Raw genomic sequence first — 14,886 nt, forward strand, 5'->3', positions numbered from 1 at the left:
CTGAACTGACGCCATCGCCGGCAAGCCGCCTCCCACGGGGTATGCATTCAGTCAGATACCTACGTTTTGGCCCCGTTTTGCGTGTCTTCCAAACTTGTGTATAACGATGAGCGCTCTGTGTGGACGATCAGCGTGACAATGAGCGCTCCGTCTGGGCACTTCTTTAAAACACATTCGGAAACCACCCATCCAAAATCCCGACCATTCGGACAGTTTTTCACCCCTCAGCCCTACGGCAATCCCCCTCCCAGCCGATGAAAAAATATCTGACCGCATCCCCCGCGGCCCCGCTTCCTACCTTCTTCGGACTCAATCATGAGCTTTCTATCCCGTCTTCGGACCACGGCCACGCGAACCGGCGGCGTTCTCAGTGTCATTACCTCTGCCCGCGAGCTGAGTGCAAAACTCTCTGCCCTGAGTTTCGACCCGGTTTACCTCACCGGTTTCGTATCGCCGCATGTCGATTTCGATCAGGTCGCGCGGTCTGTGGCGGCGCGTTTTCCGAACGCCAAAATCAGCTTGTGCACGACGTCGGGCGAGTTGTGTTCGAGTAACGATTCGCTGTATTGCGCAGCTGACAATCAGTGGGATCGGATCGTGCTGGCGCTGTTCGACGCCAGCGTGATCAAGAGTGCCGAGGTGGTGCACATTCCGTTGCACAGTGAGGACATTCGCGGCGCGGGCAAGCGGCTTTCCATGCGTGAGCGTATCGCGCGGCTGACTGACTCGATCAAGCGCACGCAAGTGAGCACGCCTATCGATCATCGAGACACGCTGGCCTATGTCACGTTCGACGGGTTGTCGGCATCGGAGTCGTTTTTCATGGAAGCGCTGTATGAGTCCGGGCGCTTTCCGTGTCTGTTCGTCGGCGGGTCTGCCGGTGGCAAGGGCGACTTTCAGAAAACGTTTATCCACGATGGCAAGCGCAGTTACGAAAACCACGCTCAGGTGGTGTTCCTCAAGAGCGCGAAGAATGTGCGTTTCGGGGTTTTCAAAAGCCAGAACTTCGAGCCTACGTCACTGAGCCTGAGCGTGCTGACCGCGTCGCTGGAAGAGCGTTACATCAGCCAGGTGGTCAACGCGCGTGGCGAGATCAGCACCATGGTGGCGGCACTGTGTGACGCGCTGCATTGCGAGCGGCGTGATCTGGAAAGCAAGTTGGCGCAGTACTCGTTTGCCATCCGGGTGGGCGAGGAACTGTTCGTTCGTTCCATCGCGCGTATTGATTACGAAAGCGAGCGGGTCCATCTGTTCTGCGACGTTGCGCCAGGCGAAGAGCTGGTGATGGTCAAGCGAACGTCGATGATCGACAGCACACGCAAGGACTTCGCCCGCTTCCTGCAGGGCAAGTCCGGCAAGCCATTGCTGGGGTTGTTGAGCGACTGCATCCTGCGCCGCCTGAACAACGGCAGCGAACTGGGCCGCATGAACGATGTGTTCGGCGACACGCCGGTCGTGGGCTTCTCGACCTTCGGGGAGATCCTCGGGCTGAACCTCAATCAGACGCTGACCGCCGTGTTCTTTTTCAAGGTGCCTGAAGGCCAGTCCTTCCGCGACGATTACATCGACAACTTCATCGCCTACTACGGTGAGTTCAAGGCGTTCTTCCTGCGTCGGCAGATCAAGAAACTGGCGGGCCTGAGCCATGTGGTGGTCAAGCAGATCGATCAGTTCAAACAGCGCAATTTCGTCCAGTCCATTGATCCCAGCGGTCTGGATGAACAGATTCGTCCGGTGTTCAGCGGCCTGAGCGATCTGGGCGATGTGCTGGTCAAGGCTCACCAGGACCAGGAAGAGATCGCCGGGCAGCTGCGTCACTACTCGGGCGAGCTGCACGTCTCGATGGATGAACTGACCCAGACGATCACGCATCAGGAGAAGGTCATCGACAAGGCGGGCGATACCGTCAAGAGCCTGGTCAATCAGGCCGACGAAGTGGTGTCGGGTTCGCGGGAACTGGCCAAGTCCAGCCTGCGCATCCAGTCGGTGGTGCAGACGATTCAGCAGATCGCCGGACAGACCAACCTACTGGCGCTCAACGCCGCCATCGAAGCGGCACGCGCAGGCGAAATGGGCCGTGGCTTTGCAGTGGTGGCCGACGAGGTTCGGCAACTGGCGCAGAAGACCTCGCAGAACGCCAACGACATCGGCACCGATATCGAGCGTCTGGCTGAAGAGATTCGCAAGGTCGCGCAGCATATCGAAGAGCAGTCGGCCGAGGTCGGCACGCTGACCGGGTTGTTGATCGAGCTGGAGGGATCGAGCGACATGACAGCGGGAACATCACAACGCACCCGGCAGTTGGCGGATACCTTGGTGGGGCTGACTCAGTAACGAAAAATCGGGCGCAACGAATGCCAGCACTTCGCCTTCTGTCAAAACTGCCAGTAGATGTTCTGGCGTTTTTTTGAACAATGTACGGGTTCATCCGACAGGCCATCTGGCGGTCGAGCCTTACGTTCAGGAGTTGCGTTCATGGATGCGCTGAATGTCATCAATGTCGGCACCGACAAGGTCAATTCGCTGCTCAACATCGTTTTGCAGTATGGAGCGACGATCGTTCTGAAGCTGGTCATCGCGGCTTTCCTGTGGATCTTCGGGCGCTGGTTGATCGGGGTGCTGGTCAGGATGGTACAACGCTCCCTGACCCGCCAGCGATTCGATCCGACGGTCCTGCGTTACGTGGGCTCGTTCATTACCGTCACGCTGAATATCATTCTGGTCATCGCGATTCTGAGTTACTGCGGAATCGAGACGACCAGCTTCGCAGCGCTGCTGGCGGCGGTCGGGCTGGCGATCGGCATGGCGTGGTCGGGTTTGCTGGCGAATCTGGCGGCGGGGGGGTTCATCATTGTGTTGCGGCCGTTCAAGGTCGGCGATGCCATTACGGCAGCGGGTGTGACAGGGACAGTGGTCGAGATCGGGCTGTTTGTCACGTCCATCAATACGGCTGACAATGTGCTTAACCTGGTCGGCAACAACAAGATTTTCGCCGACACGATCATCAATTATTCCAGCAATGATTTCCGGCGCGTGGAGCTGACAGCCACGTTGCCGAACACTGAAGACGAACAGGCGGTTATCTCACGGCTCAAGGATCAGGTGGGCAGCCTTCCCAACGTGCTGACCAGCCCTCAGGTGGATGTGCAATTGGCCACTGCGACAGCGGATGCCATCACCCTCTCGGTCAGGCCATGCTGCCATCATGACCATTACGGGACGGTTTATCACCAGACGCTGGAAGTCATCAGAGCGCTGATGCGCGACGTGTCCCTGAAGAAGGCGTAGCCCAGGGCTGCGGCTGCAGCCCCGAGCGACACGCAGGCTTACTGGGCGCCCAGTGCGCCGACCTTGCCCATGACCGTCGCCATGAACTGCTGCAGGGTCATTTTCTGGCCGTTGAAGTCGACCATGTTGTTGGCGTAATGCAGGTCGGAAACGATGGTTTCGCCCTCGACCTTGGCCAGTTGCATCATCTCGGCCATCGCGCTGGCCATGTCACTGGCAGCGCTGGCCTGATCGGCAATGGCCTTCAGGTCGGTCTGACCTTCACGAATGGCCTGCTGGGTGACGATGTCGCGGATCATCGGCTTGGAAAGCACGACCTTGGCGTTGACCTCGCCTACCGTTTTCACCGCCAGCGCATCGGCGGGCTGATCAAGCGAGCCCGGATCGGTCAGGTCCACCGCAATCTGCATGTGGCTTTCGCCGTTGGCGGTCTTGAGCGAGAGCTTTTCCAGTTCGATACGAGGCTTGCCGGCCAGCAGCGTTTTCGTCTGGGTGTTCATCACTTCACGCTCGGCAGGCGTCAGTTCGAGCTGCAGCGGACGCTCGGCCAGAATCGCGGCCTGCTGTTGCGGCAGGATGGTGTTCTGGTAGAGCTGATACAGCGCCTGAGTGGCCACCGCATTGAAGTTGGCGATCTTGATGCCCAGATGGGCGGCACCGACGTCCTTGCCGCCATAGGCGATCATGCCGATGTCGTAGTTGACCTGTGCAGCAAAGTTACCGGCATCTTCCTGAGCGAGGTTGGTGTTGGTGAAATCCTTGAGCTGAACCTGCGGCTTGCCGACCAGCTGGAACGCGGCGGCCTGGATTTTCATGTTGGTATGGCCCAGGTAAAACCCGGATTTACCCTTGGTGCCGCCGGTGTCGAACGTCATGCCTTTGACTTCGATGTTCACCGGACCATCAGGCGACAGGACATTCAGCTGCAGGTTGTCCAGGCTGCCGTCGAGGTCGAACTTCTGAGCGTCAGCCGAGGAAGCAGCATTCACGGTCATGCCGGAGAATTTGAACGTACCGTCAGTTTCGTTCATTTCCAGCGGTGCCAGTTGCACCCAACCTTTGGTGGCGCGGTCATAACCGATGCTGGCCTGACCCTTGAGGGGCGATACGTCCTTGCTCAGTGCAAACCATTTTTCCGAGCTTGGGCTTTTCTCCATCTCGAAATTGCTCAGCGCCATCACCGGCAGCAGGTTCAGGGTCTTGAGGCGGGACAGCGGGATCGGCCCGTGCTGGATGTGATCGACGAACAGGAACTGCCCGCCCTGGGTGCTATCGGACAGGTTCTGGATATCGACGCGGTAGTGCGCGGTGCTGCTGAAGAAATGGCGCTCAAGGGAGAGCATTTCGAGCTTGACGCTGGTGTCGGTGCCCTTGAACGACTTCGCCAGTTCCTGGTTGGCCTGGCTGATGGAGTCGTTCAACGCGCCTTCCAGTTGAGTACCGGTGTACCAGGCGCCAGCCGTCGCCAGAGCTCCTGCCACGACGATCACGCCAACCGCTATACCTGCTGATTTATTCATAGTGACTCGAAGATGTCCGTTCTGATGATGAGAAGTCGTCCCTGAAATCACAGTGTGTTCACACCTGTGAGTCGCGGGTCGACAGAGCCTGCAGCGCTGCCGAAAAGTCGCGAGAGATTATCACCGCCAGCTCGCGACGGCCCAGCATTGTTGGTCAGTTCTGTGTGCGGTTGCACTTATTGAGGCCCTTTGGACATGGCCTTCTGCCTTTTGTTGCGAACAGGCCGTTCTGAAACTGCCTTCAAGACACGCTCCTTGAAACATGGGGTAGCCATGGTCTTGGCGGAAACGTTAGGCTGAAACGAATTTGCTGACCGGACGGAATCACATGAGCACGACGCAAAACCCACGAGGCCCGATCAAGGCCGTCATCTTCGACATGGACGGCCTGCTGCTCGACAGCGAAGGCATCTACACCGAAGTCACACACGCCATTGCCAGCCGCCATGGCAAAACGTTTGACTGGGCGATCAAGCAACACACCATCGGCCGGGGCGCCACCGACTTTGCGGAGTACGTGACCAAAACACTTGAGCTGCCGATGACCGCCGAGGAGTTTCTGGAGATTCGCCAGCCGATGCTCGACGAGCGCTTCCCGCATTCGCCTGCCATGCCGGGTGCCGAGACGCTGGTGCGTCATCTGGCCGAGCACAACATTCCGATCGCCGTGGGCACCAGTTCGTCGGTGCATTACTTCCACGCCAAGACCACGCAGCACCGCGCGTGGTTCGAGCTGTTCGAAACGGTGGTGACCGCTGATGACCCGGACGTGACGGCCGCCAAGCCGGCGCCGGACATTTTTCTGGTAGCCGCACGCCGTCTGGGTGTGGACCCGGCCGATTGCCTGGTGTTCGAGGACTCGCCGTTCGGCGTCACCGCAGCCAAGGCGGCGGGCATGTATGCCGTAGCTGTGCCTGATTCGCACATGCCGCGTGAACAGTATGAGCATGCGGATCTGGTCATTGATTCACTGACCGAGTTCTCGCTCAAGGATTGGGGACTGCCGGATATCCGGTAAACAGCCCTGTCGCTGACCGCTCGGCGTTATACACAAGTCCTCCTGGAGGAATACGATGATGATCGTTCCTACGCTCTGCGTGGGAATGCCTCCCAGGACGCTCCGCGTCCGCTCTGGAACGTGGCGCAGATGTGTGCCCAAGCTCCAGCGTTATCCACGTCATGCGCTCGGCTCACTGAATCCTCAGTCCGTGCCATTTGTGACGCGGAGCGTCACGGGCGGCATGCCCACGCAGAGCGATGGGCACGATCAGTGTCGAGGCGGACTTGTGTATAACGATGAGCGCTGACCGTGGGTCGACCCACCTTTTCAATGCCTCGGCATACGCGCCAGTATGTCCGACTGATCCCGCGTGAATGACAAGGAGGATGTTAAACATGAATTATCGTGTTCTTGGCCAGTCCGGCCTCAAGGTTTCAACACTGACTCTGGGCTCGATGATGTTCGGCGAGCAGACAAGCGCCGACGAGTCCTTGCGAATCATCGACAAGGCCTGGGATCAGGGTGTCAATTTCGTCGACACGGCAGACGTGTACAACGGCGGACGCTCGGAAGAGCTTGTGGGTCAGGCCATCGCCTCGCGTCGCAGCGACTGGGTGCTGGCAACCAAGCTCGGTTACAGCGCTCCCAGCGACATCCCCAACCGGGCAGGCTTGAGTCGCAAGCATGTGTTCAACGCCATTGAAAACAGCCTGCGTCGGCTGAATACCGACTATGTGGATATCTATTACCTGCACAGAGAGGATCACGACACGCCGCTGGAAGTCACGGTGTCGGCCATTGGCGAGCTGATACGCCAAGGCAAGATCCGCTACTGGGGCGTCTCCAATTTCCGTGGCTGGCGGATTGCGGAAATCGTCAACGTCGCGCAGCGTCTGGGCGTGGACAAGCCGGTCGTCAGTCAGCCGCTGTACAACATCGTCAACCGTCAGGCAGAAGTCGAACAGATCACTGCCGCTGCGTTTTACGGGCTCGGCGTTGTGCCCTTCAGCCCGCTGGCGCGCGGTGTGCTCAGTGGCAAGTATGCGCCCGACGTCACGCCTGACAGCAGCACCCGTGCCGGACGTCAGGACAAGCGGCTGCTGGAGACGGAGTGGCGTGTGGAGTCCTTGCGCATCGCCCAGCGCATCCAGGCGCACGTGCAGGAGAAAGGCGTCGGCATGGTTGAGTTCGCCATTGCCTGGGTACTGAACAACCAGGCCGTCTCTTCCGCCATCGTCGGCCCTCGGACCGAAGAGCAGTGGGATGGCTACACCAAGGCACTCGACGTCATCATCACTCCGGAAGACGAGGCGTTCATCGATTCGCTGGTGACGCCCGGTCACGCATCGACGCCTGGCTTCAACGACGTGCAGCATTTTGTGTCAGGCCGTCTGCCCCGCAGTTAAGGGTCGGGTCTGGCCGCCCTTGGGCGCTGGCAGTGATCTGCCAGCATGCTCAGCGGTGAAAACACAGCTGAAAAATTGCTATGTGTATAAATGCTCATTCGGCACCCGGCCTAAGGGGCGCTAAGATAGTGTTGAACGTATCCACGATTGCTCACCACAATGCGACTCATGTGCTCCATTAAAAATACCGAACACACCTCTACGCTCGCGACTTTCTGGCAAGTCTTGGCTAGTCTGTCGGCAGTCCAGCTAATTATTGGATCCCATCCTGCCGGGTTGATGAAGAAGTATGGCGATGCGTAAATCAGACAGAGAAGCCTTTTTAAGCTCGGTACTGGGCAATGAACAGCCCGCCGCCAATGTTGCCCGGGCCGTTATCGAGGAAAAACTGCGCAATGCAATCATCGACGGCAGCTTGCCGAGCGGCACTGCGTTGCGCCAGCAGGAACTGGCCACGCTGTTTGGCGTGAGCCGGATGCCGGTACGTGAAGCCCTGCGGCAACTTGAAGCGCAGTCCCTGCTGCGGGTGGAAACGCACAAGGGTGCCGTAGTAGCCCCACTCATCACCGAAGATGCGGTTGATGCCTACTCCTTACGCATCTTGCTGGAGTCCGAAGCGCTGCGGCTGTCGATTCCCCACCTGACCGCAGAAGATCTGGCAGCCGCCAGAAGCTATATCGAGCAGCTCGAAGTTGAGGCCGATTACACCCAGATCGGCAGGCTCAACCGTTTGTTTCACATGTCGCTGTACGCCAAAACGCGCAACAAGCGCCTGATGCAGCTGGTTGAAGAAGGTCTGAACGAAGAAGAGCGTTTCCTGCGCTTCAATCTTTCGTCCATGGGCCTTGGCAAACTGTCCCAGGATGACCACTGGGAACTGCTTCGCCTCGCAGAAGCTAAGGCCGTCGAACCGACCGTGGCTGCACTGCAATATCACCTCAATCGCGGCGTTCAGGCCATTACCCAATACCTGAACAGCAAGGCCAGCGAAGAGAAAACCGTACGCCCCCGCAAAAAGACTCACGACTGACCTCCCTCCTGCGGCTTTCCATCCGGATCAGCCGCTGTTGCCTCCCCTCTCCGTCCAGCGCCCGGCACCGTGTCGTCGGGCGTTTTTATATCTATTTTCCAGGGCCGTCGGGTGGTCGGTCGCCTGAATAAGGCAAACTCGGCCATGACCTCGATGGATCCAACCGGAGGGTTCAATGCTGGTCGGGATTCACTGCCTGCGCGTTATCAGGGCGGTGATATCCGTTTATGTGAACGCCACGAAAAGGAGTCAGCGCAACGGGCAGAGAGACATTGGAAGTCGTTTCCGATATCGCCCGCCAAAAACCTATTCATTCTAATTGTTCGGCATCACGGCAACGCTGAACGAGGCATTCGTTCATTATTTATAATTCTGGTCCTTATCGACCGGAAGGGTTGCCTACACCCATATAAAACTTGAAACCCACGTTTTATATGGCAACTTTCAACCTTGATAAAGTGCAACTTTAAATAATTCAAGAAACCAATTGCACAAGTCATTAATTGTGTTTTAACTTTTCTTCGCAGTCCTTGTGGAAGATGCCGAAACCGCACAAACCCAGGGCCTCAAGGGCTGACGGCGCCAGCACATGGCACCGCAAAACTAATGAAGTCGTATAAAGAACGTTGACGATTTTAATCGTTTCAACCCACAGACCCTCGCGCGTCCGTTATTCCGATGATGGAAAGATGCGAATAAACGCTGCGTATCAATACGCCAACTTTGATTTATCCAACATGATCAAGAGATCTCGCCATGCCTTGCCAAAAAACAGTATTGGACCAAAAGAAACTCGAACTTAGCCGTCATCCGGTATTCAGTGAAATCACGTCTCTGGACGTGCTGAGACGTTTTATGGAAACCCACGTATTCGCGGTGTGGGATTTCATGTCGCTCACCAAACGTCTGCAACAGGAACTGACCTGTACACAGCTGCCCTGGCTGCCGCCGAAAGATCCCGCCGCAGCCAGACTGATCAACGAGATCGTGCTGGGAGAGGAATCCGACGATCGACTGGATCGGGGCCACTACAGCCATTTCGAGCTGTATCTGGATGCCATGCGCGAGGTAGGCGCCAGCACTCAGCAGATCGAGCGCTTCATCGAGCTTCAGCATCAGGGAGTGCATTACACAACCGCCCTGCAGCGCGTCAACGTAGGCCAGGCGGCATCGGTGTTCGTGACAAGCACCCTCGAGACGGCACTGCATGCGCCGGCTCACAGCGTGGCGGCTGCATTTCTGCATGGGCGCGAGAGCGTCATCCCCCTGATGTTCCAGAGCATTCTCGATGACTGGGGCATTACCGGAAGTCAGGCACCGACGTTTCGCTATTACCTGGAACGCCACATCGAAGTCGACTCCGAGGACCACGGCCCGGCCGCAGAGCACCTGCTGGCACGACTGGTGGCGGGCGATCCGCAACGCGAAAAAGAGGTGTACCAGGCCGCCATCGCAGCCGTGGAAAGCAGGGTTCAGCTGTGGGACACGCTGCGACTCAGCATGCGCGCACCGCTGATGCAGGTCAGCGCCTAGCTAGCACCGGTCAGTTCCCGAGGGCTGCCCTCAACGGTCAGCGCTCAAGCCTCTACAAGGAAGCCATCATGAAAGCAGAAGACTACAGCTCGTTCATCGATGCGTGGGAAGGTCGCGCCACGATTCGCACTCGCCCACGCCGAATCGTCGAGAACGATGAAAAACTGATCTACCCGCTCAGCCGCCAGCCATTGGTGCTCAGCGAAACCTTCAGCCGCGAATGTGCGCATTTGCGTGATTACGCGCTGGTTCAGAGCCTCTACAAGTTCATCAATGATGTGGTGATCTTCGAAACCGAGATCGTTGGCAAGACCGCGCGCAGTATCGCCAAGGACAACTTCGCGATTCGCTTTCCCTTCGCCTGCCGCTACGACGCCATGACGGTGGTGGTGGATGAGGACTACCACGCGCTGGTTGCCATGGATTTCATGCAGCAGACCATCGCGCTGACCGGCATACAGCCCATCGAACTGCCGGGTGAAATCGAACTGAGCCGGGCGATCCCTGCGGCGCTTGCACTGGCGCCGGAACACTTGCGCAGCGCTGTGGAGCTGATCTGCGTCGCGATTGCGGAAAACACCTTGACCAACGATGTGGCGGCCTTTGCCAGAGACGATTCGGTCAAGCAATCGGTCAAGGGCCTGATGGCCGACCACTTGCTGGATGAGGGTCGTCACTCAGGTTTCTGGGCGCGGATGGTGCGTATCTACTGGCACACGGCAAGCGAGGCGGACCGCCAGTGCATCGCTGACATCATGCCGGTGTTCATCGCGCAGTACCTGACCAGCGACATACAGCACGGTTTTGACTTCACGCTGATCGAGCATCTGCCGGTCGCTGAATCGGTCAGGCAGGCACTCAAGGCCGAATCCCTGGCGGTCAGCTTTCCGATCAATCGCCATCACCCACTGATCGGCAACATCATGCGCTTTTTCAAGGCCAGCTCGATGCTGGACGCCCCGTGTGTACAGAAAGCGCTGGCCGATTACCTGCCCGCCCAGGGGATGCTGCAATGAAACGCCTGGAGATCGTGCTTCTCGGTCACAGCCTGACCCTGAGCGAACTGAATACCGAACTGCAGGCTCACGGTCATACCGTGCAACACCTGACTGACCTGGCCGCGCTGCAATCACAAAGAACGACTCATGCCTCGATGCTGATTGAGGACGGCAGTCTGGTGTTGGGCAGTGAGGACCTGAAAGGATTTGGCCAGCCAGCGTTGCTGAGCCTACGTGTCGGGCTGAATAGCACCGCCGGATCGCTGCCGAGACTGGAGTTGCTGTGTTGGCATGGATCAGCCAGGGCACAGCGTCTGATTGTCCGCGAATGGCTGCCTGTAGAGCCTTCGGGCAATGGTCGAAGGCTGCGCGACGAGGCTGTTGCCGCGTGGCTGGACATCATCGCCCTGCAGGTGAGCCGACGCTCACGGGACGATCATTACTTCGCGCAACTGCCCGTTGCGCAGCCTGCTCAGAGCGAGCGCCAGGACGGCTTGCAGGCAATCGATGCGCTGCTGTTCGAGCATCAGTTCAACCAGACCGCGAAAACGGAGCTGTTGCAGCTGGCGGAAACGCCGCTTACCCGGCGGCTGGCGCTGGCCTTGCAGACCTTTGCAGAGCGGCCAGCCTTGTCGGTTCAGGATAAGTCGTACAGTTATCGCGAACTGGCCATGCACAGCGCCGCCATTCAGCGTCATCTATTGCCGCTCATTGCACAGGCCGGCAACACGGATATGCCACCCGTGATCGGTATCTGTCTGCCCAAGTGCGCGGCACTGTATGCCGGCGTGCTCGCGATCCTGGGTTGCGGCGCGGTTTACCTGCCGCTCGACCCGGCTCTGCCGTTGCAGCGGCAGCAGTACATTCTCGACAACGCAGGGGCCATGCTTTTGCTGCATGACGGATCGCACCCATTGGCGGCCGCCGAGTTTCCCGCACTGAACATCAGTGCCATGCAGATCCCGGAGACAGTCCCTCTCCCAGCAAGCACTTATCCTTCGAGCGATGCGCCGTGCATGGCGCTTTATACATCGGGCACGACGGGGCATCCCAAGGGCGTTCTGCTCAGCCAGCGCAACCTCAGCCATTTCACGGCCTGGTATGCGGAATACGTGGATCTGAATCAACACAGCCGGGTGCTGCAATTCTCGACCCTGAGTTTCGATTCATCCGTGATCGACATTTTCCCGACCTGGCTCAGTGGTGCCGAACTGGTGGTGCCCGACGAGGATCAGCGGCGTGATCCGCTGCAACTGGTCAGCGTCTTGAAGGCCGGGCTTACTCATGCGTTCCTGCCACCCGCATTGCTGAGCATCTTGCCCCTTGATGAGCCGCTGGGACTCAAGCATGTCGTGACCGGCGGTGACGTCTGTGAGCCTCACGTGATCGCGCAACTCACCGGGCAGTGTCAGTTTCACAACCTGTACGGGCCGACCGAAGCGACAGTGCTGGTGACGGCCGCGCAGTTCCAGCCGAACAGCAGCAACCGCAATCTGGGCAGACCGATCGCCAACAGTCAGGTCTGGATTCTCGATGATCAACTGCAGCCTGTGCCACAGGAGGCTCAGGGCGAGCTGTACATCGTCGGACCCGGGGTTTGTCTGGGCTACCTCAACAATCCCGAACTGACGGCTGAGCGCTACGTGTGGCTGACGCGTCCGGACGGTGAGCGAATGCGCGCCTATCGCACCGGGGACATGGCCAAGTGGACCTCAGCCGGTATCGAGCTGAGTGGGCGCCGGGATAATCAGGTGAAGATTCGTGGCTTCAGGGTCGAGCCTGAAGAGATCGAGCATTGTCTGCGTGCCAGTCAGCTGTATCGCCAGGTCGCGGTGGTCGTTGATGCGCAGCGGCGCATTCTGGCCTTCGTCGCTCAGCCTCATGGTGTCCAGAGTGATGACTTGACGCTGAGCGCGTTGAAGGCTCATACCCAGCAGTTGCTGCCTGACTATATGCATCCAGTTGCCTATACCAAGGTCGATGCCTTGCCATTTGCCAGCAATGGCAAGACTGATCGCAAGGCATTGCTGGAGCTGCCGGTGAGCTTCAGCGATCAGCATTCACGGCGCTTGCCGGAAAACGAGCGGCAGGAACAGCTATTGGCGTTGTGGGGCGAGTTGCTGGAGCTGCCACCCGGTGATATCTCGACTGACGAGAGTTTTTTCAATCTGGGTGGCCACTCGATTCTGCTGTCACGCATGCTGCTGGGCATTCGCGAGCGGTTCTGCCGCAGTATCCCCATCAACCGCTTCATAGAAGCACCGACCGTACTGACGCTCGCAAGCCTCCTCGATAGCGAAGGCAGCTCGACCCACACCATCAGCCCGAAAGCGCTGCTGGATGCCAACCCGGACGTTCAGGTAACGGCGCTGCCTGTCAGCCAACTGGGCGACGTCCATAAAGTGATCGTGACCGGGGCGAATGGTTTTCTGGGTGTGCATATCGTCCAAGCACTGCTGGACTGGGGCGCGACCGAGATTGCGTGTCTGGTGCGTGAATCGGCCGGGCATAGCGCACAGGAGCGCTTCGAACAGTCGCTGGCGGAGAACAGACTCGGGCATCTGGACTTGAGTCGAGTGACGGTCTATCCAGCCGATGTCACCCAGCCGCGTCTGGGTTTGAGCGAAGCGGTGTATGAGCGGCTGGACCGTGACTTCGGTGCGCTGGTGCATAACGCAGCCAACGTGAACCACGTTCAGGATTACGAAGCGCTGTTCAAGGACAACGTTGAGCCTGTCTTCGAATGCCTGAAGTTGTGTGAAGGACGCAGCAAGAAGGTTTTCAATTTCGTCTCGACCTTGTCTGCCTGCAGCGCAATTGATGGCACCGGCGCCGTGCTTGAACAACCGGCTGCCGCGACGCCGCCTATCTACATCAAGAACGGTTACAACCTCACCAAATGGGTCGCTGAACGTATTTTGCAGCACGCCAGGGATCAAGGCGTGTGGGTCAACATCTACCGACCCGGCAACATCGCCTTCAACAGCCGCACTGGCGTTTGTCAGCCGCAGAAGAACCGCTTGATGCTGATGCTCAAGGGGTCCCTGCAGCTGGGTCAGGTCCCGGCGTTCGACATCAACTTCGACCTGATGCCGGTGGACTTTCTCGCACGTTTTATTGGCTTTCACGCCAGTCGCTATCAGCCCGAGCGCGTCGTATTCAACCTGCATAACCCTGAGCTGTTGAGCTGGAACCACTACGTGGAGTCGTTCCGCGAGGCGGGTCGCGAGTTCAAGTTGGTCAGCGTTGCCGATTGGCAGGCACAACTGGGCCAAGTCGACAGCGATAACGCCCTGTTTGGCGTGCTGGGCTTCTATCTGGATGGCTTTGAAGAAGACATCGGGGACATCTCGATGATCGAGTACCAGAACACCCTGGCTGGCGTCCGCCAGATGGGCGAGCAGTACCCGCAGAAAACCCCCGCGCTGTTGCGCAAGGGCTGCGATTACCTGAAGGAAATCGACTTCATCTGAGTCGAGTCATCAATAAGCAAAATGGAGAACGACATGAACACGATCCACAACAATCTCAAGCCTGACACCCTCATCAAGAACCCGACGCTGTGCCGTGTGTCGGCAGCGGTGGAGATCCCGAGCGATGCCAACAGTGTGTGGGCAGTCGTGGGAGACTTCGGTGGCTTTCAGGCGTTCATTCCTGCGTTGGAGAGTACTGAAGTCACCGGCAAAGGTGTCCGCTCGGTACGCAAGAAGCTGTTCAAGGACGGCAACTTTGCGATCGAGCAATTGAACAGCCGGGATGATCACGCGCTGTATATGACATGGTCGCTGATACACACCAGTTTGCCTGTCGGCAATCTGTGGGCATCCATGACGGTGCAGCCCAAGGGTGACAACGAGTGTGTTGCTACCTGGACGATCATTGCCGAACCCGATCAGGGAGGTCCTGAGACATTGCCGGACTTCGAGGCGTTTTTACAGGGCTTCGCAGACAGCGCCATGAGTAACGCACGCAGTCTGTTTGCCTGACTCTGCAGTTATTCCAAGCCGAAAAAGACAAAACCCCTCATCGCGTAAGCGATGAGGGGTTTCGGAATTGAATCTTGACGATGACCTACTCTCACATGGGGAAACCCCACACTACCATCGGCGAT

9 protein-coding genes and 2 pseudogenes are annotated in these 14,886 nt (G+C 58.2%); 10 read left to right on the top strand and 1 reads right to left on the bottom strand.

Features of this window, described 5'->3' with window-relative positions:
• Positions 1–315 precede the first annotated feature (315 nt).
• From QRN20_RS26985 to QRN20_RS25900, 3 genes and pseudogenes are all read left to right on the top strand, one after another.
• Positions 316–1,422: pseudogene (locus QRN20_RS26985) on the top strand (FIST signal transduction protein); the annotation flags it as partial.
• Between the two features lie 555 nt (positions 1,423–1,977).
• Positions 1,978–2,334: pseudogene (locus tag QRN20_RS26990) on the top strand (methyl-accepting chemotaxis protein); the annotation flags it as partial.
• A gap of 141 nt (positions 2,335–2,475) precedes the next feature.
• On the top strand, positions 2,476–3,288 hold the full coding sequence (locus QRN20_RS25900; RefSeq protein WP_122755001.1) for a mechanosensitive ion channel family protein: 813 nt from the start codon (positions 2,476–2,478) through the stop codon (positions 3,286–3,288).
• Positions 3,289–3,326: 38 nt separating this feature from the next.
• On the opposite strand, the gene QRN20_RS25905 is transcribed toward QRN20_RS25900, so the two are convergent.
• Positions 3,327–4,808 (bottom strand): YdgA family protein, encoded by a 1,482-nt coding sequence (locus tag QRN20_RS25905; protein ID WP_032651285.1) that lies wholly within the window; start codon positions 4,806–4,808, stop codon positions 3,327–3,329.
• Positions 4,809–5,136: 328 nt separating this feature from the next.
• On the opposite strand from QRN20_RS25905, the gene QRN20_RS25910 reads away from it, so the two are divergent.
• The 7 genes from QRN20_RS25910 (at position 5,137) to QRN20_RS25940 (ending at position 14,761) form a co-directional block, all read left to right on the top strand.
• Positions 5,137–5,826 (top strand): HAD-IA family hydrolase, encoded by a 690-nt coding sequence (locus tag QRN20_RS25910; RefSeq protein ID WP_122435138.1) that lies wholly within the window; start codon positions 5,137–5,139, stop codon positions 5,824–5,826.
• Between the two features lie 377 nt (positions 5,827–6,203).
• The gene (locus tag QRN20_RS25915; protein ID WP_122428916.1) at positions 6,204–7,214 is read left to right on the top strand and encodes an aldo/keto reductase; all 1,011 of its coding nucleotides are present in this window, start codon (positions 6,204–6,206) and stop codon (positions 7,212–7,214) included.
• 295 nt (positions 7,215–7,509) lie between these two features.
• Positions 7,510–8,244, top strand: coding sequence for a GntR family transcriptional regulator (locus QRN20_RS25920; RefSeq protein WP_122468863.1), 735 nt, complete (start codon positions 7,510–7,512; stop codon positions 8,242–8,244).
• A gap of 756 nt (positions 8,245–9,000) precedes the next feature.
• Positions 9,001–9,777, top strand: a complete 777-nt coding sequence (locus QRN20_RS25925; RefSeq protein ID WP_122434470.1) for a DUF3050 domain-containing protein — start codon at positions 9,001–9,003, stop codon at positions 9,775–9,777.
• A 68-nt stretch (positions 9,778–9,845) separates the two neighbouring features.
• On the top strand, positions 9,846–10,793 hold the full coding sequence (locus QRN20_RS25930) for a diiron oxygenase (protein WP_285361527.1): 948 nt from the start codon (positions 9,846–9,848) through the stop codon (positions 10,791–10,793).
• Positions 10,790–14,248 (top strand): non-ribosomal peptide synthetase, encoded by a 3,459-nt coding sequence (locus QRN20_RS25935; RefSeq protein ID WP_285361529.1) that lies wholly within the window; start codon positions 10,790–10,792, stop codon positions 14,246–14,248. Before QRN20_RS25930 ends, QRN20_RS25935 begins: the two co-directional genes overlap by 4 nt.
• 33 nt (positions 14,249–14,281) lie before the next feature.
• Entirely contained in the window at positions 14,282–14,761 is a 480-nt protein-coding gene (locus tag QRN20_RS25940; RefSeq protein WP_122455690.1) for an SRPBCC family protein, read from the top strand.
• The last annotated feature ends 125 nt before the right edge of the window (positions 14,762–14,886 follow it).

Origin of the sequence: Pseudomonas sp. fls2-241-TYG-175 (assembly GCF_030209155.1) — a bacterium.
Classification (GTDB): domain Bacteria; phylum Pseudomonadota; class Gammaproteobacteria; order Pseudomonadales; family Pseudomonadaceae; genus Aquipseudomonas; species Aquipseudomonas viridiflava.

Bases quoted from the DNA above. Each gene is read 5' to 3' on its own strand.
- QRN20_RS25900 (WP_122755001.1), top strand. From the start codon at position 2,476: ATGGATGCGCTGAATGTCATCAATGTCGGCACCGACAAGGTCAATTCG.
- QRN20_RS25905 (WP_032651285.1), bottom strand. From the start codon at position 4,808: ATGAATAAATCAGCAGGTATAGCGGTTGGCGTGATCGTCGTGGCAGGA.
- QRN20_RS25910 (WP_122435138.1), top strand. From the start codon at position 5,137: ATGAGCACGACGCAAAACCCACGAGGCCCGATCAAGGCCGTCATCTTC.
- QRN20_RS25915 (WP_122428916.1), top strand. From the start codon at position 6,204: ATGAATTATCGTGTTCTTGGCCAGTCCGGCCTCAAGGTTTCAACACTG.
- QRN20_RS25920 (WP_122468863.1), top strand. From the start codon at position 7,510: ATGCGTAAATCAGACAGAGAAGCCTTTTTAAGCTCGGTACTGGGCAAT.
- QRN20_RS25925 (WP_122434470.1), top strand. From the start codon at position 9,001: ATGCCTTGCCAAAAAACAGTATTGGACCAAAAGAAACTCGAACTTAGC.
- QRN20_RS25930 (WP_285361527.1), top strand. From the start codon at position 9,846: ATGAAAGCAGAAGACTACAGCTCGTTCATCGATGCGTGGGAAGGTCGC.
- QRN20_RS25935 (WP_285361529.1), top strand. From the start codon at position 10,790: ATGAAACGCCTGGAGATCGTGCTTCTCGGTCACAGCCTGACCCTGAGC.
- QRN20_RS25940 (WP_122455690.1), top strand. From the start codon at position 14,282: ATGAACACGATCCACAACAATCTCAAGCCTGACACCCTCATCAAGAAC.